The sequence below is a fragment of the Paraburkholderia eburnea genome, assembly GCF_002917095.1.
Classification (GTDB): domain Bacteria; phylum Pseudomonadota; class Gammaproteobacteria; order Burkholderiales; family Burkholderiaceae; genus Paraburkholderia; species Paraburkholderia eburnea.
Genome location: NZ_PQGA01000002.1, coordinates 706,017 through 728,331, shown reverse-complemented (window position 1 = coordinate 728,331; position 22,315 = coordinate 706,017). Strand labels below are relative to the sequence as shown.

The 22,315-nt window shown below is 63.3% G+C and carries 14 protein-coding genes and 2 pseudogenes; 11 read left to right on the top strand and 5 right to left on the bottom strand.

All coding sequences use genetic code 11. From position 1 onward, the window contains the following. Positions 1 to 19 precede the first annotated feature (19 nt). From B0G62_RS07750 to B0G62_RS07735, 3 genes are all read left to right on the top strand, one after another. Complete coding sequence (locus B0G62_RS07750) at positions 20 to 505, top strand: Hcp family type VI secretion system effector (protein WP_103703561.1); 486 nt, start codon at positions 20 to 22, stop codon at positions 503 to 505. Positions 506 to 657: 152 nt separating this feature from the next. After that, positions 658 to 3,396: a type VI secretion system ATPase TssH gene (tssH, locus tag B0G62_RS07745; RefSeq protein ID WP_103703560.1), complete on the top strand. Its 2,739-nt coding sequence runs from the start codon at positions 658 to 660 to the stop codon at positions 3,394 to 3,396. Positions 3,397 to 4,805: 1,409 nt separating this feature from the next. Next, positions 4,806 to 5,531, top strand: coding sequence for a type VI immunity family protein (locus tag B0G62_RS07735; RefSeq protein WP_341865960.1), 726 nt, complete (start codon positions 4,806 to 4,808; stop codon positions 5,529 to 5,531). A 425-nt stretch (positions 5,532 to 5,956) separates the two neighbouring features. Here the strand turns inward: B0G62_RS07735 and B0G62_RS07730 are convergent. Beyond that, positions 5,957 to 6,345 (bottom strand): annotated as a pseudogene (locus B0G62_RS07730) (transposase); the annotation flags it as partial. Between the two features lie 440 nt (positions 6,346 to 6,785). On the opposite strand from B0G62_RS07730, the pseudogene B0G62_RS32635 reads away from it, so the two are divergent. Continuing rightward, positions 6,786 to 6,842 (top strand): annotated as a pseudogene (locus B0G62_RS32635) (YXWGXW repeat-containing protein); the annotation flags it as partial. A 63-nt stretch (positions 6,843 to 6,905) separates the two neighbouring features. Then, a complete protein-coding gene (locus B0G62_RS07720) occupies positions 6,906 to 7,343 on the top strand; it encodes an OmpA family protein (protein ID WP_181315560.1) in 438 nt (145 codons plus the stop codon). Between the two features lie 55 nt (positions 7,344 to 7,398). Here B0G62_RS07720 and B0G62_RS07715 read toward each other — a convergent pair whose 3' ends face one another. Then, the gene (locus B0G62_RS07715; protein ID WP_103703556.1) at positions 7,399 to 10,053 is read right to left on the bottom strand and encodes an ATP-dependent Clp protease ATP-binding subunit; all 2,655 of its coding nucleotides are present in this window, start codon (positions 10,051 to 10,053) and stop codon (positions 7,399 to 7,401) included. A gap of 274 nt (positions 10,054 to 10,327) precedes the next feature. Next, positions 10,328 to 11,398, bottom strand: a complete 1,071-nt coding sequence (ydiK, locus tag B0G62_RS07710; protein ID WP_244193139.1) for an AI-2E family transporter YdiK — start codon at positions 11,396 to 11,398, stop codon at positions 10,328 to 10,330. Positions 11,399 to 11,604: 206 nt separating this feature from the next. On the opposite strand from ydiK, the gene surE reads away from it, so the two are divergent. Further along, entirely contained in the window at positions 11,605 to 12,393 is a 789-nt protein-coding gene (gene surE / locus B0G62_RS07705; RefSeq protein WP_103703554.1) for a 5'/3'-nucleotidase SurE, read from the top strand. Between the two features lie 32 nt (positions 12,394 to 12,425). On the opposite strand, the gene B0G62_RS07700 is transcribed toward surE, so the two are convergent. Both B0G62_RS07700 and B0G62_RS07695 read right to left on the bottom strand, forming a co-directional pair. Beyond that, entirely contained in the window at positions 12,426 to 12,887 is a 462-nt protein-coding gene (locus tag B0G62_RS07700) for an acyl-CoA thioesterase (protein ID WP_103703553.1), read from the bottom strand. 140 nt (positions 12,888 to 13,027) lie between these two features. Next, complete coding sequence (locus tag B0G62_RS07695; protein WP_103703552.1) at positions 13,028 to 13,618, bottom strand: BPSL1445 family SYLF domain-containing lipoprotein; 591 nt, start codon at positions 13,616 to 13,618, stop codon at positions 13,028 to 13,030. A 431-nt stretch (positions 13,619 to 14,049) separates the two neighbouring features. On the opposite strand from B0G62_RS07695, the gene B0G62_RS07690 reads away from it, so the two are divergent. The 5 genes from B0G62_RS07690 (at position 14,050) to B0G62_RS07670 (ending at position 22,290) form a co-directional block, all read left to right on the top strand. Then, positions 14,050 to 14,511, top strand: a complete 462-nt coding sequence (locus B0G62_RS07690; RefSeq protein WP_103703551.1) for a hypothetical protein — start codon at positions 14,050 to 14,052, stop codon at positions 14,509 to 14,511. Positions 14,512 to 14,693: 182 nt separating this feature from the next. After that, positions 14,694 to 15,359, top strand: coding sequence for a response regulator (locus B0G62_RS07685; RefSeq protein WP_103703550.1), 666 nt, complete (start codon positions 14,694 to 14,696; stop codon positions 15,357 to 15,359). Next, positions 15,359 to 18,691 (top strand): hybrid sensor histidine kinase/response regulator, encoded by a 3,333-nt coding sequence (locus B0G62_RS07680; RefSeq protein ID WP_103703549.1) that lies wholly within the window; start codon positions 15,359 to 15,361, stop codon positions 18,689 to 18,691. The genes B0G62_RS07685 and B0G62_RS07680 overlap by 1 nt, the downstream gene beginning before the upstream one ends. Positions 18,692 to 19,303: 612 nt before the next feature. Further along, on the top strand, positions 19,304 to 19,669 hold the full coding sequence (locus B0G62_RS07675; protein ID WP_103703548.1) for a DUF2946 domain-containing protein: 366 nt from the start codon (positions 19,304 to 19,306) through the stop codon (positions 19,667 to 19,669). A gap of 227 nt (positions 19,670 to 19,896) precedes the next feature. After that, on the top strand, positions 19,897 to 22,290 hold the full coding sequence (locus B0G62_RS07670; protein WP_103703547.1) for a TonB-dependent receptor: 2,394 nt from the start codon (positions 19,897 to 19,899) through the stop codon (positions 22,288 to 22,290). Positions 22,291 to 22,315 lie beyond the last annotated feature (25 nt).

The window sequence follows — 22,315 nt, the reverse complement described above, 5'->3', positions numbered from 1 at the left end:
AGAAACAAGGAGTGAAACAATGGCAATTCCCTCATACATGTGGCTTAAGGACGATGGTGGCGCGGACATCAAGGGTTCCGTGACCGTCCAGGGCCGCGAGGGCAGCATCGAGATCACGCAGTTCGATCACGGCCTGCATATCCCGACCGATGGCAACACCGGCAAGCTGACGGGCACGCGCGTTCATGCGCCGATTACGCTGATCAAGGAGACCGATGCGTCGACGCCGTATCTCTACAAGGCGGTCACGAGCGGCCAGACGCTGAAGTCGGCCGAGATCAAGTGGTACAAGATCGACGACGCCGGCAAGGAAAAAGAGTACTTCAACACGAAGCTCGAAAACGTGAAGGTCGTCGCCGTGCGTCCGAAGATGCTCGACATCAAGGTTCCGGAGTTCGAGAAGCACAACCACCTCGAGGAAATCGAGCTGCGCTACGAAAAGATCACGTGGTCGTATAAGGACGGCAACATCATCCATTCGGATACCTGGAACGAACGCTCCTGATCCAGCGGTGGTCCGGAGGCCGGCCCTCCTTATCAGTGGGGTTTCCCGGCCTTCCTTTTGCCAGTCCGCACCGGCGGACTGGCCTTTTTCCTCCCCGGGGCGCCCGCTCCCAGCTGGTGCGCCCCTTCTTCCGATGTGCGAACAGCCCGAACATGACCGTGCACCACGACCGAAACGCTTACCTGCGCGACGCCAGCCAGCTTCTGCAGCGGCTCAATCCCCACTGCGCCAACGCGCTCGAGGCCGCGGCAAGCCTGTGCCAGACACGGCTCGCAGACGAGATTACGGTCGAGCACTGGCTGCTCAAACTGATCGAGGCCGGGGACGGCGATATCCCGGCCATCATGAACCACTACGAGTTGAATATCGACGCCGTGTGGGATGCGCTACTCCGGGCGATCGACCACACACCGCGTAACCTGCGTGGCCGCCCCAGCCTTTCGCCCCAGCTCGCTGCTGTGCTCCAGGACGCCTGGTCCCACGCGCTGAATCTGGCCGATAGCGGCGAGACAGCCATCCGTTCGGCCAACGTCCTTCAGGCCATCGTCGAGGCGCCCCATGTCCTGCGCGCGGCCAATGCCTGGCAGTTGCTGTCGGTCAGCACCGCACAGATCGAACGCCTGCTGCCGCGCCTCGGGCTGCGAACCTGTGAGAACCAGCCGGAAGAGCCCGAGGCTCCTGCGGACCCGACGGTTGCCCCGACGCAAGCGGGTGCCGTCAACGAGGCTGCCGAAGGAAAGCCGGCGCCGGCTGCAAGGCGCAGCGTGGAAGGCGACGCCCTCGCCCGCTTCGCGATCGACATCACGGCGAAAGCGCGCGAAGGGAAAATTGATCCGGTATTCGGGCGCGACCGCGAAATCCAGCAGATGGTCGACGTGCTCGCGCGGCGCCGCAAGAACAATCCGATTCTCGTGGGCGAGCCGGGTGTGGGCAAGACAGCACTCGTCGAAGGTCTTGCGCTGCGCGTGGCTGAAGGCACCGTGCCGAACGTAATCCGTGATGTGCGCATCCTTACGCTCGACCTGGGCCTCCTGCAGGCGGGCGCAGGCGTGAAGGGCGAGTTCGAGCAGCGCCTCAAGAATGTGATCGACGAAGTGCAGGCATCGGATGTGCCGATCCTGCTGTTTATCGACGAAGCGCACACCCTGATTGGCGCGGGCAATGCAGCAGGCGGCGCCGATGCGGCCAACCTGCTCAAGCCCGCGCTCGCGCGCGGCGAACTGCGGACGATCGCCGCGACCACCTGGTCGGAATACAAGGAATATTTCGAGCGCGATGCCGCACTTGAGCGGCGCTTCCAGATGATCAAGGTCGAGGAGCCTGATGACTCTGCAGCTTGCCTCATGCTGCGCGGACTCAAGGAGCGCTATGCGACGTATCACAACGTGCACATCCGCGACGAGGCGCTGGTGGCCGCCGTCAGGCTCTCGCGCCGCTACATCCCCGCGCGCCAGCTACCGGACAAGGCCGTCGACCTGATCGACACGGCCGCCGCGCGCGTGCGCATGGGGCTTGAATCACCACCGGCAGAACTGCAGCGCGCCCGCGCCGCGGTCGCCGCACTTGAACTGGAGCTTGTCACGCTCGAAGACGATGCGCGCGCCGGCGTCGAGGTCGCAGAAGAGCGTCGTGCTTCGCTGCATGATGCCCTCGCCAATGCGAAGGACCAGCTGGAAACCCTGCAGCAGCGTTATGGGCGGGAACTGAACCTCGTGCAGTCGCTGCTCGAACAGCGCGGCGCCACAACGGGCACCGCCGAATTAGCCCAGACGCGTGATGCACTCGCACAGGCGCAGGGCAAGGCACCGCTGATCTTCGCCGACGTGGACGCCCAGGCGATCGCACGTGTGGTGGCCGAATGGACCGGCGTGCCGGTCGGTAATCTCCTCGAAGACGAACTGCAGGGCCTGCTCACCCTGGAAGAGCAGCTCGCGAAGCGCGTCGTCGCGCAGGACGAGGCGCTGGGAGCACTCGCGGAAAGCCTGCGCACTGCGAAGGCGGGTCTGAAGAACGAGCACGCGCCGCTCGGGGTGTTCCTGCTCGCGGGTCCATCGGGCGTCGGCAAAACCGAAACCGGGCTGGCCCTCGCCGACCTGCTCTTCGGCGGCGAGGCTGCGCTCACGACGATCAACATGTCCGAGTACCAGGAGTCGCACACCGTGTCGCAGCTCAAGGGCTCGCCGCCGGGCTATGTCGGCTACGGCCGCGGCGGCGTCCTGACCGAAGCCGTGCGGCAGCGCCCCTACAGCGTCGTGCTGCTCGACGAGGTCGAGAAGGCCCATCGCGACGTGCTCGACATCTTCTATCAGGTGTTCGACCGCGGCACGATGCGCGATGGCGAGGGACGCGAGATCGACTTCCGCAACTGCGTGATCCTCATGACGTCCAATCTCGGCAGCGCGCAGATTGACGAGGTCACGACCGACAACCCGGAGATCGCGCAGGCGGCGCTGCTCGAGGCAATCCACCCGCAACTTGTTGCGCACTTCCAGCCAGCTCTTCTGGCGCGCTTCCAGACGCTGGCATACCGCCCGCTCGATGTGGGTGCGCTCGCTGCCATCGTGCGCCTGAAGCTGGCAAAGGTCGCCGAACGTTTGCGCCGGCAGCACGGTGTCGAACTCGTCTGCGCCGACTCGCTCATCGGGTCGATGGCCGAGTTGTGTCTCGCGCGCGAGTCCGGCGCACGCAACGTGGACGCATTCCTCAACCAACGCATTCTGCCATCGGTGTCTCGCGAATTGCTCACGCGTATGGCCAGCGGCACCGCGCCTGCGAAGATCCTGCTCTCAAGCTCTGCCGAAGGCAACCTGACGATCGACTTCCTCGATCACGGTGAGCCGGCTGCGGCCCCTGCTGCTACGACGGCTGAGCCTGCAGCACTGGCCACCTGAGCAGGACCGGACCGTGCCGGCGCAACCATTACCCAACGGCTTGTGCGCCGACACGGTCCAATAGGCGAAACCGATAGCATGAAACAACGCACCACCACGACCGGGGTCATTTTTTCCCCCTGCAGGCGACGCTCGCCGGGACCGCCCACGCTGCCCCCGTTCTGCACGCCGTAGCCAGGCATCTAGCCCGATGTCCCGATCGCATCTCCTGCACTTGCCCGGCCTGGCATCCGCGATAGTCCTCGCCATGGTGACGACCACCGTTGTCCATGCCAGCTAGCCGACCGCCCCGCATTGCGGACCCTCGCCCAAATCCAGTCTTCTTGCGGTAGCGCACTCATCTCCATCGGCCGTTCAGGACGATTTCACTCTACGGTATGTAACGCTGGAACGCTTTGACCCGGTGGGACATCCTGGGTATGTCGTTTCTGGGATGCTGTCGTGTGCCTATACGGTCAGTGCGATTTTCCAGGGCGCCTGCCATCCAATCAGAAAGCTCGCATCGGTGTCGGCTGTCGATGGGGCACTCTCCCGCTGGCAGAAGATCGATGTGCAAGGGAATATCAAACCGGGCGATGGGGTCTTCTCGCAACCGTGCGCGTTACCGCTGCTGCACTGACTATGCGGTGCGCACTGGCATGTCGGAATCGCACCCGGCAATAACTAAACCGTCGATAACGACTGGTGGACTGGAAAAGCTGGAATTTCACCGCTTGACCAGGCTTTGTGTTTAGTTTGCATGGGCCTTAAGAAATTCGCGTTGACGAAATTCCGCCGATCATTGGGGCTTTTAACCATTACTTGCATTTCAAACGATGACATCTGATGACGTCACTCGGCGCACATTTGTTCTTTGACAAATAATGACATTCAAAAGTAATCCGAATCATTGCTCTGAAAGATTGCGGAATGTATAAGGGAGGTGGCCCGCAAAAGGCCATCATCACGGCTCGTTTTTTCTTTTCAGCCCATTCATACGGGCCGTGTCTCCGCGAAAACGGCAAGGAGGCGACGTCTATGGCGCAACTGAAGACGGCATTGCAGGACATACCAGGAAGACAGGCATACTTTCTTGAGGTGCCGGGAACGGAAAGCGCGGCACAGCTGACTGACCGGATTTCCCTGACGAACTCGACGACTATATCTACGACTGCGACCGCACTGCCCCTGACAGCCCCAAGGGGCCCGACTACCGGTACGTTGTGAAACTGGTGCTCGGCGCGACAATTTACTTTAATGGCGGCCATGCATCTGAAATCCGCCACGCATTAAAGGAGTGCTTTGCGGACTATTATTCCGCCTTTGGAAAAAATCTTCAATGGGGATGAGAGCCACAACCTCACGGTGCGCCAACACCTCGCACCTTTGATCAAAATCTCATCGACGCAACAAACATCGCGTTCGATTCTGTGAAAGCGAACGCCCCGTTGGAACTTGCATTTTCGAGTAGTTTTAACCCGCACTACGTGGGTGACTACGGAGTCGCATGTTTGACTTTACCGTCCTTCCAGGATGCACAGGGCTATAACTCTTTTTTCAAATTTCACGTCCCATGCGATATATTTCAACATGGACACTGGGACACTGGAGCGTTTCCTATACACGATTTCCTGATCAACTGCTGCAGGAGACTTAAAGCAGCTCAAGGTTACGCAGGGTTCTCGCTTGCATTGCCCCACGAATTCTTTCGATGGGAGCCGTATGAGCTCAAGCTTGCCGAAAGCTACTTTGGGCTTGAAATAGACAAGCCGGCAAATACGATGACCATGATTGACGAGTGGCGTGGCATCAAAGACGTCAACTGGTACACAATTCTCGGAGAGCCCTACGTCAAGCAGCTTGGCGGTAACGCTGCCATACGTAAAAATCTATCGGATTCCACATTACCGATCTATGACTTCGGCGCTGGACTCGCAATCCGTGCCGGCAATGAGCCGGAGATGGCCCCAGTCGCAAAAGGCTTGCCGCCGCTCTATGTAGCGGTGAACAACGTTGTTCGGCCGGTTAGAACGACGCAGATCCGCTCAATGGGCATGGGTTCAAACGCGGGTGAGCTTCGTTTCAATATTCGGCTCACGGATTTGTGGATGCGACGATTCGATGCGCCTGGAATTTGGCCACCGACGCATCCCTGACGCCTGCACTTCATGTTGACTAAGATAGGGAAAGGGCATGTTGCTTGCATCATGATATTTCCCAAGGAGACCGCCCCCGCCTGCATCGACTGAGGTTTGCGTGACGATCAACGAACGTACCGGCTATCGCCGCGTACGGCCCTTCTTCCGCTCGCCTGGATCCTCGTCCGCGTTGATGTGCCGGGACTGTCCATTGTAGGGAGCGCACCGATCACGGCGGAGCAGTCCTGTGCTTCCTTTCGCCGCTCGACGCGATGATCGAGGTCAAGCGCTCGGCGCAACTCGGTCCGCAGTTGTGTATCCTGCACGCGTCGGTCATTGATGGCACTGTGTTTCGCGATCTGGATGGCCAAGGACTGCTTGCAAGCTTCCATATGGAGTGGCTCGCATCAGGCTCAAAGAGCCCGGCGGGTCAATCAGGTATGCATAAAGCCTTGAATCTCCCGAACGGTCATGCCACGGGCATACACCGCGACGATCTTGTCGTCAAAGCCCGAGAGCAGTCGTTCATGTTTGGGGACCAGGAGCGGCTCGAAGCTGCCATCGCGCTTACGTGACACCTCGATGCGAATCGGGCCGTCTTCGGTCAGAACGGTCTTGACACCTTTGCCATTGCGCTGGTTCGTGACGCTGGCCGGTGGATAGCCGCGATGGCGATTCATCTCACCGTCCGGCGCCCGTTCGATCAGCGCCTTCTTGAGCGGCAGCGTCGCGGCATCGATGGCTTGGCCGTCATCGGCCCGCTGAACTGCTCCAGCGGTTCAGCGGGAATGGGCCGTAGCGATACCGGTTGGGTCGTCGGTTTGCGAGGCATAGGTTCTCCTGTAAAGGATCATATGCCTTGAACACGAAATTACTGATAGGCCCCAAGCGAATACAGATATCGTCCAACAGGACTGCGAACATCCCCTCATCCCGCACCCGCCCCTAAATCTCATATTACGCCGCCCACGTTTGCTTACACTTGACTACGGTTTTTCATATTGCGAGGCGTTAGGCTTCAGCCACAGCTTGCGTGTCGATCTGCACGCGGTTTGCACGGTTCGAAAACTTACCTCGCACGAGAGAACATGAAAAACATTCTTTTGCACGGCACGCGAAGCGGCTATCAAGGGCTTGCGTCGGGCCTTGCGGCCAGCGCGGCCATAATCGCAGCCTCGCTTGCCGGATCAATGCCCGCTTCAGCGCAGGAGGTCGTAGTCCTCGCCCCTCCGGCCGCACGCTACGAGCCCCCCCCCCCCCCCGCGAGTCGGCTACGCATGGCAGCGAGGCTATTGGGCCTGGCAGCATGGCCGCTATATCTGGGTCCAGGGTCAGTGGATCCGCCCCGTGAGCAGCGCGCCACTGCCTCCGCCCATGCCTGTATCGAACGTCATGAAGCTATCGACCGATGCCCTGTTCCCCTTTGATCGCGGCGATGTCTCCGACATCCTGCCGGGTGGGCGCGCGCAGATCCGCAAGATCGCCGACCAGTTGCGCACGATACGCGTCGGGCACATGGAGGTGCGTGGCTACACGGATCGCCTTGGATCGCCCACCTACAATCTGGGGCTCTCGCAACGTCGCGCAGACGCAGTGAAGGCGCTGCTCGTCCAGCAAGGCATCCCGGCCGACCGGATCGATGCGCGGGGCGTCGGCGAGCAGGATTCCATTACCCAATGCAGCGACAGGCAGTCGCATGACAGTCTCGTTGCCTGTTTGCAGCCCGATCGCCGCGTGGAGATCGTGACCTTCGCGCGGACTGACGATCGCCTGCCACCGCGGGGCGCAGCCAACGCAATGGACAGGCCGCCGATGTACAGGCAGCAATAACGCGCAGCGGAATACGAAGCGGCTCCCTTGGGCCGCTTCGCCAAAAATACCCTCTCTACACAGCAAACACCACCTGCTTGCGCCCCGCGTCATATCGGCAAACCACCTTCGCCCCCTCCGTCACCTCACCCTTGAGCATCTCCTTCGCAAGCTCGTTCTCGACACTCTGCTGGATCTGCCGCTTCAACTCCCGCGCGCCATATTCCGGCTGATAGCCATCCGCAGCAAGAAAATCCACCACGCTCTCGTCGAACGTAAGCTCGATATCCTGGCTACGCGCCATGCGCTGCACCTGCTCCAGTTGCAGCCTGACAATCGCGCGCAATTCGTCATCGGTAAGGGGCTTGAAGATAATGATGTCGTCGATACGGTTCAAAAACTCCGGGCGAAAATGCTGGCGCAACTCTCCCAGTACGGCGCCCTGCATCGATGCATCGGCGCTCGCGAGAAAACCCGGCCCCGAGCGCTTCTGCCCCGACACAGACTCCGAACCCAGGTTGCTCGTGGCAATCACCACCGTATTGCTGAAATCGACTACCCGGCCCTTGCCGTCGGTAAGGCGCCCATCGTCGAATACCTGCAGCAGCACGTTATAGACATCGGGATGCGCCTTCTCGATTTCGTCGAGCAGGATCACGCAGTAAGGCCGTCTGCGCACGCGCTCGGTCAACTGGCCGCCTTCGTCATGCCCGACATAACCCGGCGGCGAACCGATCAGGCGCGACACCGCGTGACGCTCCATGTACTCGCTCATGTCGATACGCACGATCGCGTCCTCGTCGCCGAAAACCACGTCGGCCAGCGCTTTCGCCAGTTCGGTCTTGCCCACGCCCGTGGGGCCGAGGAACAGGAACACCGCCGTCGGCCTCCGGCCGCGCCGCAGGCCCGCACGCGAGCGCCGCACCGCATCGCTCACCGCGACGATCGCCTGTTGCTGGCCAATCACGCGTTCGTGCAGGCGCTTTTCCATTTCGAGCAGACGCGTGCGCTCCTCGGCGGTCAATTGCGTGACGGGCACGCCCGTGAGCTTCGAGACGATTTCGGCGACCTGCTCCGTCGTCACGTCCGAAGTGACCGAGCCGAGGCGGCCCTTCCATTCGCCGGTCGCATCCACAAGCGATTTTTCCTTGTCCGCGATCGGTTCGTCGAGCGCGTGGGCGCGCTCGAAGTTCTTGCGAGTGGCCGCGTAATCCTGCTCGCGCTTTAATTGCGCGAGTTCGGCTTCGAGTTCGAGGATCGCAGCGGGCCGCGAGGTCGTGGAGAGATGCACGCGCGCCGCCGCCTGATCGACGAGATCGATCGCCTTGTCCGGCAGGAATCGGCCCGTGATATAGCGGTCGGAGAGTTCGGCGGCGGAAACGAGCGCGTCGTCGCGGATCGTCACGTGATGGTGGACTTCGAGCTTGTCGCGCAAGCCGCGCAGGATGTTGATGGTCTGATCCACGCTTGGTTCGGCCACGAACACGGGCTGGAAGCGGCGTTCGAGCGCCGCGTCCTTTTCGATGTACTTCTGGTATTCCGAGAGCGTGGTCGCGCCGATCAGGTTCAGTTCGCCACGCGCCATCGCGGGCTTGAAGACGTTGGCGATATCGAGTCCGCCTTCATTGCCGCCCTGGCCCGCGCCGACGATCATGTGCACTTCGTCGATGAAAAGCACGAGATTCTCGCGCTGGACCGAGATTTCTTCCATCACGCCCTTCACGCGCTCCTCGAATTCGCCGCGATACTTCGCACCGGCAATCAGGCCGTTGACGTCGAGTTCGACAAGCCGCCGTCCGCGCAGCGATTCCGGCACATCGCCGTTGAGCATGCGCTGCGCGAGTCCTTCGGCGATGGCGGTCTTGCCCACGCCAGGTTCGCCGATCAGCACCGGATTGTTCTTGCGGCGCCGCGCGAGCACTTCGACGACGGTTTCGATTTCGCTTGAGCGCCCGATCACGGGATCGAGCTTGCCTTCGCTCGCGAGCGCGGTGAGGTCGCGGCTGTACTGGTCGAGCTGCGGCGTGGGGCTGGGCGCTTTCGCGGCGGGCCGCTCTTTCGGGTCGCCCTGGGCTTCCACGAGCCGCTGCAATACCTTCTGCGGCGTCACGCCGTAACGGGCCAGCAGATGGCCCGCAAAGCTGTCCTGCACCTGCGCGAGACCGAGCAGCAGATGCTCGGGCGCCACGGAGCTATGGCCCAGTTCGCGCGAGATGAGAAACGCGCGATCGAGCGCGCCCTTCAGGCGCGGCGACACGGCCACCCGGCCTTCGTCGCCCGCGGCAATGGGATCGCGTTTCTGCGCATTGGCGTCGATGAAGGCGCGCACGTCGGCGGCCTCGATGCCCAGGCGCGTGAGTATGGCCGCGCCCGCGTCGTTGCCGGCCAACTCGTAAAGCAGATGTTCGGTATCCACTTCGCGGCGGCCGAATTGCAGGGCGCGTTCGGCGGCCCGTTGCAGCAATTCGCGCGCAACCTCGCTGAAATGACGCTCAACGATGGCGCTGTCGCCGGCTTCCATCGTAGGCGTGGGTCCCTGGCCCGGCGCGGCCTCGGCTTGCTGTGCGGCGCGGAACAGCGATTCGAGCGGGCTCAGCGTGCGCTGATGGCGCGTGAGTTGGCCATAGTGATAATCGCAGACGTCGAGAAAGCGCCGCCTGCCGTCCTGCAACACGGCCACCCGCACGCTCGCGGGCCGCACGCCGCATATGTCGCAGTTGATCTGAGCCATTTCCCCCTCCCGAAAAGCGCGGCGCCGCGCGTGCCCACGCTAGCGCTCCGAGGAAACGGGACGACGTGTGCAGCGAGTCAGGCGCCAATGTGCGCAAGTGAATGCGAAGAACGCAAGAGCCAGGCGAAGTCCAGCCGTCATCCTAACTTCGAATGAGCCGGCGTGTCGCTAAGCTGCCTTGGCTGCCGGAGAGCAGGAGCGCGGGCGGGAGGGAACAGTCTGATGAATGGCCCATCAAGACGTTTTTCGTCTCGATGGGCCGCACTGCAAGGCGTCAGGCGTCGGCGGCGGGCGCTGCGGGCGTGTCGATCCACGCCTTCAGCAGCGTGGAAGACACCGCTAGAATGACCGGGCCGATGAACAGCCCCACGATGCCGAAAGCGAACATGCCGCCCAATACGCCCGAGAGAATCAACAGCATCGAGAGATTCACGCCGCGCCGGATCAGCACCGGCCGCACGAAATTGTCGAGCATGACGACCATCACGGACCAGACGGCGAGCAGGATCGCCGCCACGTGCGCGTCGTGGACGAACAGCCAGATCGCGCCGCCGAACAACGGCAGTCCAGGGCCGATCTGCGCGAGGCAGAGCATGAGCATGAGCGCGGTGAGCACGCCCGCGCCCGGCACGCCCGCAATCGCGAGGCCGATGCCGCCCAACGCCGACTGCAGCACCGCCGTCACGACGATGCCGAGCGCGACCGCGCGGATTGCCGCGCCGGCAAGGCGCACCGCTTCTTCGCCATAACGCGGGCCGACGCGTTGCGCGAAGCGCACCACGAAAGCCGCGGCATTTTCGCCCTGCATGTACAGGATGCCGGTGATGATGATGGTGACGATCATGTGCAGCACGAACACGCCCACCGAAGCCGCGTGGCCGATGAGCCAGTGCGCCGCGATCGACACATAAGGTTCGAGACGCGCGAGCAGGCCACCGGGGCCGGCATCGGAAAGTGTCTGCCATTCGCCGGCGATACGCGCGCCGACCATCGGCAGGTCGTGAATCCACATGGGCGGCGGCGGCAGCGTATAGCTCGGCAGGCTGCGAATCAGGCCCATGATTTCGCCGCCATGCTCCGCGAGCGTGGAAATCGCTTCATAAAGAGGCAGGACGATCACGACCAGCAGGATCAGCAGCATGATGAGCGTGGCGATGCCGCGCCGCTTGCCGCAGCGGCGCTGGATCGCGAGCATCGCGGGCCATGTCGCGACGACGATCATGGTCGCCCAGATCAGGCCCGGAATGAATGGGCGCATGACGTAGAGGGAACCGACCGTCAATGCGCACAGGATCGCGATGACGAACAGCGCGCGAGCGATATCTGGCAGGTCTTGCGGCTTCACGGAGTCTCCTTGCGGCAGGCGCCGCAGCAACGCAACGGATACGTCAATCAAGGCGCGGCGGCCCGCGCCGGTGCGCGTGGGCCGCCAACCGCTGCGCGCTAGTCTATATCCAATACGTCTTGATCCGTCGCGAAATAGCGCGCCATCTTCCATAATGGCCGTTGCTGCCGCATCCGTCTGCCTTCAACCCCTGAAAGAGACTTGCCATGTCCGCAACCGATTCGAAACTCCCCTGCGTGCTCCTCACCAACGACGACGGCATCGACGCGCCCGGCCTCGCCGTCCTCGAAGCGGTGGCCGCCGAACTCGCGCATGAAGTGTGGGTCGTCGCGCCGGAACACGATCAGAGCGGCACCTCCCATTCGATCAGCCTGCATTCGCCGCTGCGCGTGAGCCGCCGTGGCGAGCGCCGCTTCGGCGTGCTGGGCACGCCCGGCGACTGCGTGGTGATGGCCGTGCGCCACCTGATGGGCGATGTCACGCCGTCGCTCGTGCTGTCGGGCATCAATCGCGGTGCCAATCTGGGCGTGGAGACCATGTTCTCGGGCACGGTGGGCGCGGCCATGACGGGCCTGCTGCTCGGCCTACCCTCGATCGCGCTGAGCCAGACCTTCCGCGACCGCGAGCATGTGCGCTGGGACACGGCCCGCGCGCTGGCGCCCGACGTGATTCGCCGCCTCGCGGCCATTTCGCACGACGCACCGGTCTGCCTGAACGTGAATTTCCCCGATGTCGATGCGAGCGCCGCGGGGCCGCTGACCGTCACCCGCCAGGGCGTGGGCCTCGTGCAAGGCATCGATGTCGTGCCGCAGATCGATCCGCGCGGCATCGACTATCACTGGCTGCGCTTTCATCGCGGCCCGCGCGAAAACGGGCCGGATTCGGAAACGGCCGTGGTGCATTCGGGCCGTGTTTCGGTGACGCCGCTGCAGTTCGACCGCACCGACGAGCGCACTTTCGCCGCGCTGGAAAACGCGCTGGGGGCGGCGCGCTGATTTTCGGGCGAGGTCCGGGCTCAGGCGCCATTTCAGGCGCTGGAGCGTGCCGCTGAGGCGACGATCGCCTCACGCAGGTCGTCGGGGATGGCGATGGCCTTGTGCGTGTCGAGCGACGTCGTGACGATCGTCTGCGTCGCGCTCATGCGCAAGACGCCATCACTGCCCGTGCAGGCCCAGACGAGCGTCAGCGACGCTTGCCCGATCCGTTGCACGTCGATCGACAGCGTCACTTCATCGCCCATCTTGCTGACCGCCTTGAAATCCACTTCGAGGTGAACGGTGGGCATCCCCACGCGCCGCGCCCCGATGATGCCGTGATAGCCCTCGGGCATCAGCTCGTCGATCCACGACTCGATCAGATCGTTGAACAGCACGAAGTACTGCGGATAGAACACGATCCCGGCCGGGTCGCATTCCGAGAAGTGAATCTTGTGGCGGCGGTTGAAGGTGGGCTTGCCGCTAGCCCTGCTTGTTGTGCCCGTCTCGCTCATCGTTCGTCTCCCTGTCTGCTTCGCGTTATGTGCGGCGACTATGCGCGCCGATTATGCCAGCGCACGCGGGCTGCCCCAACGACCGGCTGCGTGCATTCGAGTCAGGCCGACAAAGCAGAGCTTCCGGGCAGAACTTCCGCTCAGATCACAAGACGCGAAACCTTCACGCCTTCGAGCGAAACGCCCGCCATCAGGCCGGCGTTGGTCAGCACGAACGCTTCGACGGGGCTGGTCGCCGTCGAGGTATCGACATTGCCGTTGGCGCCCACGGTCACGACCGCAACCGTCGCATCCGCGCCGGCGGCCCAGCCCTGGCTCTTCAGGAAGTCTTCGAGCGCGCCCTGGTTCATGAACGCAAAGATGATGGCCTTGGACTGCGCGCCGATCTGCAGGCCGAACGAGCCTGCAACCGTGCTGTAGTAGCCGTCCGTGCGGCCGCCGATGCGCAGCGCGCCGGTGCCGTACTGGCCGCCGATCCAGAAGCCCGCCGAGATCACGCTCGGGAATACGAGGACGCCGCTTGCCTTCGAAATGAGTTCCTGGGAGCCCGTCACCGTATTGAACAGGCGCGTGAGCGTGGCGTCGACGCCGGCGTCGATCGAATTGCGCTTCGCCGCGTTCTGGGCAGCGCTGTTGCCCGAACCCAACGGGGTTGTCGTGCAGCCGGCGAGAGCGAGACCGCTCGCGGCGACCGCGGCGCTGGAGCTGAGAAGAAATTGACGTCGGCGCATTGAGATGTTCCTGTAAAAGCGGTTCTTCGATGGTCCCCCCGCGTCGCGGGGCGCAACAGGATAGCGCGTGTGGTCGCCAGTCGCACCGTCTGGCCCCGAATCGCGCTGGCGCACGCGCATGATTCGAGCGGGCGGCAGCGGCGGCCGCACCCGCCTCCCTGGCCGATTAGGACAGGGCGCGGCGCAGCGAGTTCGCGGCCTTGAGGGAAATCCCGGCCTGTCGGCGCGCGCTCTTCCGCGTTTTGCCGGTTTGGCTGCTTCGGAGCATGTATGTCAGATTCCTAATCGCGTGCGCGGCAAATACTTACATCACATCTCCATTATTTCTCAGAATCATCCGATTTTCTCTGTCAGCCCTCGTCGCTAAAGTCGAAATGTGGCCAGCGCGCCGTAGCGCGCCACACTTTCTTCCATCCGAACGAGTCTCTGTCATGTCCGTCGCCTCGCCTCTCCGCCCGACTCCTTCCCCGCTGACGTTGTGGGTACAAAGCGCCTGCGAATGGGCGAGCCGCCTCGGCATCTATTTGTTGCCTCTGTTCTACATGGCCTTTTTCGCCGCGCTCTTTCTGCTGTGGCGCGAGCCGCAAGCCGCTTTCTGGCCGATCGCCGCGGCCGGCACATTGGGATGGGCGATGATGGCCTGGGCGCTGGTTTTCTGCCTCGCCGGGCGGCGGCAGGCCGCGGCGCCTGCTCACGTGGCGGGGGACGGCGCTCAGGTAGCCGCGCGCTTCGCATCGGTGCCCATGCAAGCCTGCCGTGAGACCTGCACGATGCCCGGAGCCGAAACGGGCCGCCTGTCCGCCGCCTGTTTCCACATGCAATGCACCGACGTGCCCGGCATGGCGCGCAGTTCCTTCGCCACGAGCCCTCTGCCGAGTAGCGGCGAGCACTGATTCGCCAGCATTGCCAGCAACGCGACGGCCACGCGCTTTCCGCGCCACCGTGTCCGACAGGGCAAGTCCCGCATACCGGCGGCATATAAAATGAGATAACCTTGAGAGGATGCCGAATGAAATGCGGCCCGACGCCCCGGGCCGCCCCTCAGACTGTCATTACCGGCGACACGCCCACGCCCATGACGAATGCCACCACGCAAAACCTGCGAATTGTAGTGGCCGACGATCACCCTGTCGTCCTGACGGCCATCCGCGACTACCTCGACCATTTGCCCGGCCATCGCGTCGTGGCCACCGCCGACTCCGGCGCCCAGCTCATCGACACATTGCGCACGATTGCCTGCGATCTGCTCGTGACGGACTTCTCGATGCAGGGCGAGCTCGAAGACGAAGACGGCCTGCGCCTCATTGGCCGCGTGCGGCGTCTCTATCCCGATCTGCCCGTCGTGGTGTTCACGATGCTGACCAACGGCGGCATCCTGCATGAGCTTTCCGCGCTGGGCGTGGCCGGACTCGTCGGCAAGGACGAGCCGATTCCGACGCTCGCCCAGGTCTGTCAGCGCGCGCTGGTCGAACCGGGTACGACGCTCTCCGCGCGTATCGCCGAGCGGCTCGCGAAGGAAGGCTCGACCGCCGACGACTTCCGGCGCAGCAACCCGCTCTCGCCGCGCGAACTGGAGGTCGTGCGACTGTTCGCACTCGGCCTGAGCGTCACGGAAATCTCGAAGCGCCTGAGCCGATCCGTCACGACCGTCGCCACCCAGAAGCGGGCCGCCATGCGCAAGCTGCACCTCGAATCCAACGCGGATCTCATCCGCTACGCGAGCGAACACGGGTTCGCATAATGGAACGGCGCATCACCTCGCTCGCTTCGCCGCTCAGCGCGCTCAGGACGCTTGAGCACAATCTGGGGCGTGAGCGGCGCGTGTTCGCCATGCTGCTTGTGCTGCTGGCGTTCGCGGGACTGTGCGCGGCAGCGGTGGCCGCGCTGAGCATCGGTGCAGCATCGCTCTCGAATCAGGCCACGCAGATGCGCGTCGTCAAGGCCCAGACCAACCAGTTGCTGCTGCGGCGCTTCAATCTGCTCTCAAGCCTGCGTCTTCTGCTAGCGCTGCACGAGGACGGGGCGCTGGGCGCCGTGCACATGGCCACACCCACGCCGCCGCAAGCCTGCACACCCGCCTTCGACGACCTCACCGGCGCGGCGGATTTGCGCGCGTTCTGCGACCGCGTGGCGCAGATGGCCTCGGTGATCGGTCCGGACGAGCCGATGATGTTCGTGCTGCTCGACGGCAGCGCGGCCTGGAGCCATCAACTCAAACCCAACCCGCGCGGCTCGACCATCGCATCGCTGCAAGGCGGTGCCGACCACGCGCGCATGTTGGTGGACGCTGTGCTGCTGCGCATGAACACGCGCGGCATCGACCCGCTCGGCGAGGGCCGATGGCGCCAGGTCACGTGGTTTCACCCGGCCGCCGGGCTCGGTTTCGCGCCGCCGGTCGTGCTCGGCGCGGTCACGGTGCTCAAGGACGGCAAGCCCTATGCGATCGTGCTGACCGCGATCGATCTCGATCAGCTTCCGGGCGTGCCCGACCTGGGGACCGCGGATGCGAGCCCGACCTTGTTCGACCGTGACGGTGCGATGCTTGCCGGCCCGCTGCCCGTCGCGGGTGCGCAATATGTCGATCGCGCAGTCGCCAATCTATCGCCCGAGCGCTTTCATCTGGTGCCGCGTTTTGGCTGGGTCATGCGCGAGCAGCCGCTCGAATACGATTTCGGCCACTACACGCTGGCGATCTCGTGGACCACGCAATTCGCGCTGATCCGTATGCCGCTCGCCATCATCGCGCTGATGACGCTGGCGCTTCTCGTCCTGCTCGGCGCAATCGCGCGCTACTGGAACCATCACGTCCTCGAACGCACCTATGCGGAGGCCACGCATGCGCTCGAAGGCGAACTGCTCAACCATCTGCTCGTGCACGCCACGCCGGTCGGCCTGTGCATCGTACGCCGGCGCAACTTCGAGATCGTCATCGCAAACCAGATCGTGCGCAACGTGCTCGGCCTCGACGCCCAGGCCACGCGGCTTCCGGCGGCGCTGTGCGTCGAGTTCGAAAAGCGCACGCCCTATGCGCCACCCCGCGATGGCGAATTGCCGATCTACGATCTGCCCTTTTCGCTCACGCGCGAGGACGGCGAAAATGTGCATCTGGAGATCACGTTCGCGCCGGCCACCATGAGGCGCGAGGATGTGATGTTCTGTGCTTTCGCCGATATGTCGAAACACTATGAAGCCGAGCGCCTCCTGCGCGAAGCGAAGCGCACCAGCGACGAGGCCGCGCGCAGCAAAGTGAGTTTTTTCGCGGCGATGAGTCACGAGATTCGCACACCGCTGGCCTCGCTCACGGGCAATATCGAGCTGGTGGCACGCGGGCCGCTCGCGCCTGAGCAGGAGGCCCGCGTGCAGGCGATGCAGGTTTCCTCTTCCGAGTTGCTGCAGATTGTGAGCGACGTGCTCGACTTCTCGAAGATCGACGTGGGCGCGATGACGCTTTCCGAGGAGTCCGAATCGATTGCCGCGCAACTGGTGCGTATCGCACTCGCGCATGCACCGCTCGCGGCGCGCCAGCAACTGCCCTTTTATCTCGTGATGGATCGCGCCATTCCCGCGCGCCTTTATTTCGATCCGGTACGTGTCGCGCAGATCGTCAATAACCTGCTGAGCAATGCGTTCAAATTCACGCATTCGGGCAAGATCGTGCTGCGCGCGAACTGGCGCGACGACACGCTCGAAATCAGCGTGGCCGATTCGGGCATGGGCATGCCCGAATCGCTCAAGGCGCGGCTTTTTCAGCCCTTCACGCAAGGCGATGCGCATCGGCTCACCGAGGCGCGCGGCACGGGGCTGGGTCTGTCGATCTGCGGGCGTCTGGCCAAATTGATGCACGGGCGTTGTGAAGTTGAGAGCACGCTGGGCGTGGGCACGCGCGTGATTGTCAGTCTGCCGTTGCGCCCGGACGGCGACGCCAGCGCGGGCAGCGAGTGGACGCTCCCCGACGTGCATCCGGCCATTCTGTGCCGCGCGCCCGAGAATCACGAATGGCTCACGAATCTGTTCGACAAGACAGTCAGTATGCCGATTGATCTTGCCTCGCTGCATGATTCGTCACGCGAAAGCTCGCTGGATTATCTTCTGGTGACGGACGAATACACGACCGAAGATGTGCAGCGACTCTGGGGCGGCACCGCCAACGTCGTATGGGTTCGCCAGGATGGGCCGCTCGTGCCACTCGCACGCGAGGACGGCAGCGTCGAGGTGAGTCTTTATAGCCTTACGGGCATCCGTACCGCCACGCAGATGTTGCGCGCGCAACCTTGTATGCCGCTGGATGGAACGGCACAAGCCGTCCCATCCAGCACGCCGCAGCCGCCGCAAGGCAGCGAATTCCAGCGCCTGAACGTCTTGATCGCCGAAGACAATCTGCTCAACCGCAGCCTGTTGCGCGACCAGTTGCGCACGCTCGGCGCGAATGTGATCGAAGCGAAGGATGGCGAAGAAGCGCTCGCACGACTCGAAGAAGCCCACGTCGACGTCGTGCTGACCGATCTCAACATGCCGCGTATGAACGGTCTCGAACTGTTGAAGGTCGCGCGGGCGAAGCATGCTGCGCTGCCCATCTATGCGGTGAGCGGCAACGCGCTGCCTGAACAGATCGCGCAGGGCCGACAATCGGGCTTTACCGATTACCTGAGCAAGCCGGTGCCACTGGCGGCGTTGGCGCGCGTGCTCGCGGACATCGCTGCGCAAGCGCATCCGATAGCGCCGCCCACGCAGGATGCCGATGAAGATGCTGGCGAAGATGTCGAAGTGCCGCGTTTTCCCGCGCTATCGCCCGAAATTGCGCTGCTCTTCATCGAGCAGGCCGATCACGATATCGCCGACTATGCGCGGATTGTGCCGGAGCGCGATTTCAAGCGGTTGCGCGAATGGGCGCATCGCGTGTCGGGCGGCCTGGCCGTGCTCGGTCCGTCGATGCTGTACGAAGCGTGCCTTGAATTGCGCGCGACGCTACGGGAGTCCGGCGCATGGACCGATGAGGCGCAAGCCTTGTCGAATGCGGTCGTGCAGGAACTGGAAGCGCTACGCGAACAGGCCGCAAGCCAGCACTCGGCGTGAGTGCGCAACGGCATCGTCTGTTTCAGGGCTGCGATCGCGGTGGTTCATTTTTGGCTTGCTCCAGACATTCCGGACACATGCCGCTTTGCCGACGCACGCACCACTGACGCAACGCGCTCTCCTCAAGCGGACAGACCACCGGATTGCGCGGCGTGGCATGTGTTCGTGCGCCGAGTTTCAGCGCGAAACCGTCAGGCAGTGCCAGACCGCAACGCGTCGCGCGGATACCGCTGCCGCGCGCAAGCGGCGCGTGTGTGCCGGCATGGGGATGCGACGCACCGTCGCATGCCTGGTACGAAGCGCCGTGCCCAATGGGTTCGGCAGTGCGGGCGATCCAGCGCAGGCTGGGCGACGGGCGTAGGGAAAAAACGGACATGATCGCGTGCCGCGATGTATGCGGCCCTCACGTGGTTGGGTTGTTCACGCCGATGATGATCGCGCGCGCACGTCCGACCAACCATCGGAATAGTTCGAAAGCCCTTGTTTTGTGGCCTTTCCTTCAGGCTCCAGGCCTGAATACGGGACTGCTTATGACCGCTTTCAGCCTGCGTTAACGCGTGCGCAAATCATTCGCATCATGGTAGACTGCGCCGCGCAATCGCTCACACCAATATGAATCTACGCAAGCACATTCTGCTGACCGCATGGCTTGGCCTCGTCGCCATGTGGCTCATCGTGCTTGCGCCGCTCGCGAGTCAGTTGATTGCCGCGCATCACGCGCACGAGCCTGACGCCGCGCTCTGCTCCGCGCTCCAGTCCGCTTCCGCGGCCCCGCATCTTTCGCACGACGATGCGTTCGGCGCTTGCGGCTACTGCCATCTGCTCGAACACCATGTCGCGATGCCCGCAATTGCGGCGCCCGAGCCGCAACGCGCGCTCGTGGCTGCCGTCGGTCGCGTCGTGCCGCTTTCCACGCGTCATACGCCCTTCGGGGCCTTCCCCTCGGGCCGGCCACGCGCCCCTCCAGTGCTCTCCTGATAGCAGCCCTCACCGGCCGCACGTTTGCGTCTTCTCCGCATGATCGCCTGCGATCGCGCCCGCCTGTGCCCTGAATGGCTCGCGCGCGCGTTCGCCTGATCGAAGGCTGAGTCCCACGATTCATCAGCCCATCGGCTTCATGTGGACGAAGACGCGCGCTGCACACGCGCAGGCCCGCCATGCGGGCGCGAGCGGCCGCACGTCTATCGCTCTGGGGAAACCTTTACATGTTCACGCCCGCCTCGCGCGGCGCGCGCCTGCGCTCGTCCTCGCGGTTGCACCCGCACGTCCGCAGCCGCCTTGCGCCGCTGTCCCTGCTCGCGCCGTTCGCGGCCGCTGCGCTTGCAGCATTCGCCGCTGCATCGGCTCACGCGGCCGATACCGCCAATACCGATACGAGCGCCACGACGCTGCCTACGGTCACCGTCAGCGCCTCGCACAGCGACGCGAAGGGTGCGCCCACGCCCGCTGTCGATCCGAATCTACCCGCCACGGTCGAAACCGTGACGCCCGCGCAATTCAACAACTGGAACGTCGTCAATACCGAGGACGTGCTCAAGTACCTGCCGAATCTCGCGGTGCGCAAGCGTTTTGTCGGCGACCTCAATTCGATCATCGCCGTGCGCGGCACGAGCAATACGCAAAGCGCGCGTGGCCTCGTCTATTCGGATGGCTTGTTGCTGTCGAATCTGCTCGGCAACAGCTACGCGTTCCCGCCGCGCTGGTCGATGGTGTTCCCCGACCAGATCCAGCAGGTGGATGTGATCTACGGGCCGTATTCGGCGCTTTATCCAGGCAACTCGCTCGGCGCGACCGTGCTCATCACCACGCGCATGCCCAGTCAATTCGAAGCCAACGCCGATGTGAAAGCGTTCACGCAGCATTTCAGCCTTTACGGCGTGAACCAGAATTTCAACGGCAGCGAAATGAGCGCGTCGATTGGTGACCGTATCGGCAAGTTCTCCTGGCTGCTGGGCGTCAATCATCTGGAAAACACGAGCCAGCCGCTGCAGTTCGCGACGCTCGCACAATCGACCACGCCCGCGAAAGCGGGCGACACGCCCGTGCACGGCGCGTATTTCTATAACAACCAGACCAATGCGCGCACTGTCGTGCTGGGCGTGAACGGCGAAGGCATCGAGCATACGGTGCAGGACCAGTTCAAGCTGCGTACGCAATACGATTTCACGCCCACCGTGCAAGGCGGCTTCACGCTCGGCTACTGGCACCAGACCTACGACAGCCAGACATCGACCTTCCTCTACGACGACAAGGGCAACCCCGTCTATAGCGGCAAGGTGAACATCGGCGGCTACGAGTACACCGTTCCTGCCGCGGCGATGGCGCCGAGCCGTGGCTGGAGCGAGAACTGGCTCTACGGCGTGAATCTTCGCACGCATCAGGCCACCGGCTGGAACGGCGAAGCCATTGCTTCGTACTACGATGTGAGCAACAGCGTCGCGCGGACGGCGAATTCGGGCGGTTCCGGCAACGGCGCCGGCACGATGACGCTCGGCGACGGCACGGGCTGGAAGACGCTCGATCTCAAGACCACGTGGACACCCGCGCGGCCCGATGCGGGAGCTGGCGCGCACTGGCTGACCTTCGGCTATCACTACGACAACTACACCGTCGATAACCGCACTTACAACACGCTCGCGTGGCGCGACGGTCCGGCGGGCAGTTTCGCCAACGCCTTCGCGGGCAAGACCGAAACGCAGGCTTTCTACGCGCAGGACGCGTGGCGCTTTCTGCCGCGCTGGAAACTCGTGTATGGCGTGCGTTACGAAGACTGGCACGCCTACGACGGCTATCAGGCGCTCGGCGCATCGACGGTGCCTTACGCGGGCGTTGGCGATCGCCATTTCTCGCCGAAGGCTTCGCTCTCCCTCGATGTCACGGACGATCTCACGCTACGCGCCTCGGTCGCGCGCGCGTTCCGCTTCCCGACCGTGGGCGAGTTGTTCCAGGGCCAGATAAACGGCTCGTCGATCGTGAACAACAACCCCAATCTGAAGGCCGAAGACGATCTTTCGAAGGAACTCACGGCGGAATGGGCGCACTGGAATGGACTGTTCCGCTTCACGCTGTTCCAGGACGACGTGAAGAACACGATCTTCAGCCAGACCGATACCACGGTCATCCCGAACGTCACCAACTTCCAGAATATCGGCAAGGTACGTTCGCGCGGCGTCGAAACGAGCTATCAAGGCGAGGACGTGATGCTGCGGGGCCTGGATCTCACGGCGAGCGTGGCCTACACGCAGTCGAAGATTCTGGAGAATGCGCAGAACCCGGCCAGCGTCGGCAAGTACTTCTATCGCATTCCGCTGTGGCGCGTGAATGCGGTCGCGACTTATCGCTTCGACGCGCATAACGCGCTCACGCTCGCGGCTCGCTATTCAGGACGCCAGTACAACACGCTCACCAATGCCGATACGAATCCGAATGTATTCGGCGGCACCAGCACGTACACAGTCGCCGATGTGAAGTATACGTACCGGCCCACGAAAAAGAGCGAAATCGGCGTGGGTGTCGACAACCTGTTCGACGCGCGCTATTTCGTCTATCACCCCTATCCGGGCCGCACCTTCTATGTCGAGGCGAAGATCGGTATATGAGCGATCGCTCACATTCCTTGCGCTA

Bases quoted from the DNA above. Each gene is read 5' to 3' on its own strand.
- B0G62_RS07750 (WP_103703561.1), top strand. From the start codon at position 20: ATGGCAATTCCCTCATACATGTGGCTTAAGGACGATGGTGGCGCGGAC.
- tssH (WP_103703560.1), top strand. From the start codon at position 658: ATGACCGTGCACCACGACCGAAACGCTTACCTGCGCGACGCCAGCCAG.
- B0G62_RS07720 (WP_181315560.1), top strand. From the start codon at position 6,906: ATGAAGCTATCGACCGATGCCCTGTTCCCCTTTGATCGCGGCGATGTC.
- B0G62_RS07715 (WP_103703556.1), bottom strand. From the start codon at position 10,053: ATGGCTCAGATCAACTGCGACATATGCGGCGTGCGGCCCGCGAGCGTG.
- surE (WP_103703554.1), top strand. From the start codon at position 11,605: ATGTCCGCAACCGATTCGAAACTCCCCTGCGTGCTCCTCACCAACGAC.
- B0G62_RS07700 (WP_103703553.1), bottom strand. From the start codon at position 12,887: ATGAGCGAGACGGGCACAACAAGCAGGGCTAGCGGCAAGCCCACCTTC.
- B0G62_RS07695 (WP_103703552.1), bottom strand. From the start codon at position 13,618: ATGCGCCGACGTCAATTTCTTCTCAGCTCCAGCGCCGCGGTCGCCGCG.
- B0G62_RS07690 (WP_103703551.1), top strand. From the start codon at position 14,050: ATGTCCGTCGCCTCGCCTCTCCGCCCGACTCCTTCCCCGCTGACGTTG.
- B0G62_RS07685 (WP_103703550.1), top strand. From the start codon at position 14,694: ATGACGAATGCCACCACGCAAAACCTGCGAATTGTAGTGGCCGACGAT.
- B0G62_RS07680 (WP_103703549.1), top strand. From the start codon at position 15,359: ATGGAACGGCGCATCACCTCGCTCGCTTCGCCGCTCAGCGCGCTCAGG.
- B0G62_RS07675 (WP_103703548.1), top strand. From the start codon at position 19,304: ATGAATCTACGCAAGCACATTCTGCTGACCGCATGGCTTGGCCTCGTC.
- B0G62_RS07670 (WP_103703547.1), top strand. From the start codon at position 19,897: ATGTTCACGCCCGCCTCGCGCGGCGCGCGCCTGCGCTCGTCCTCGCGG.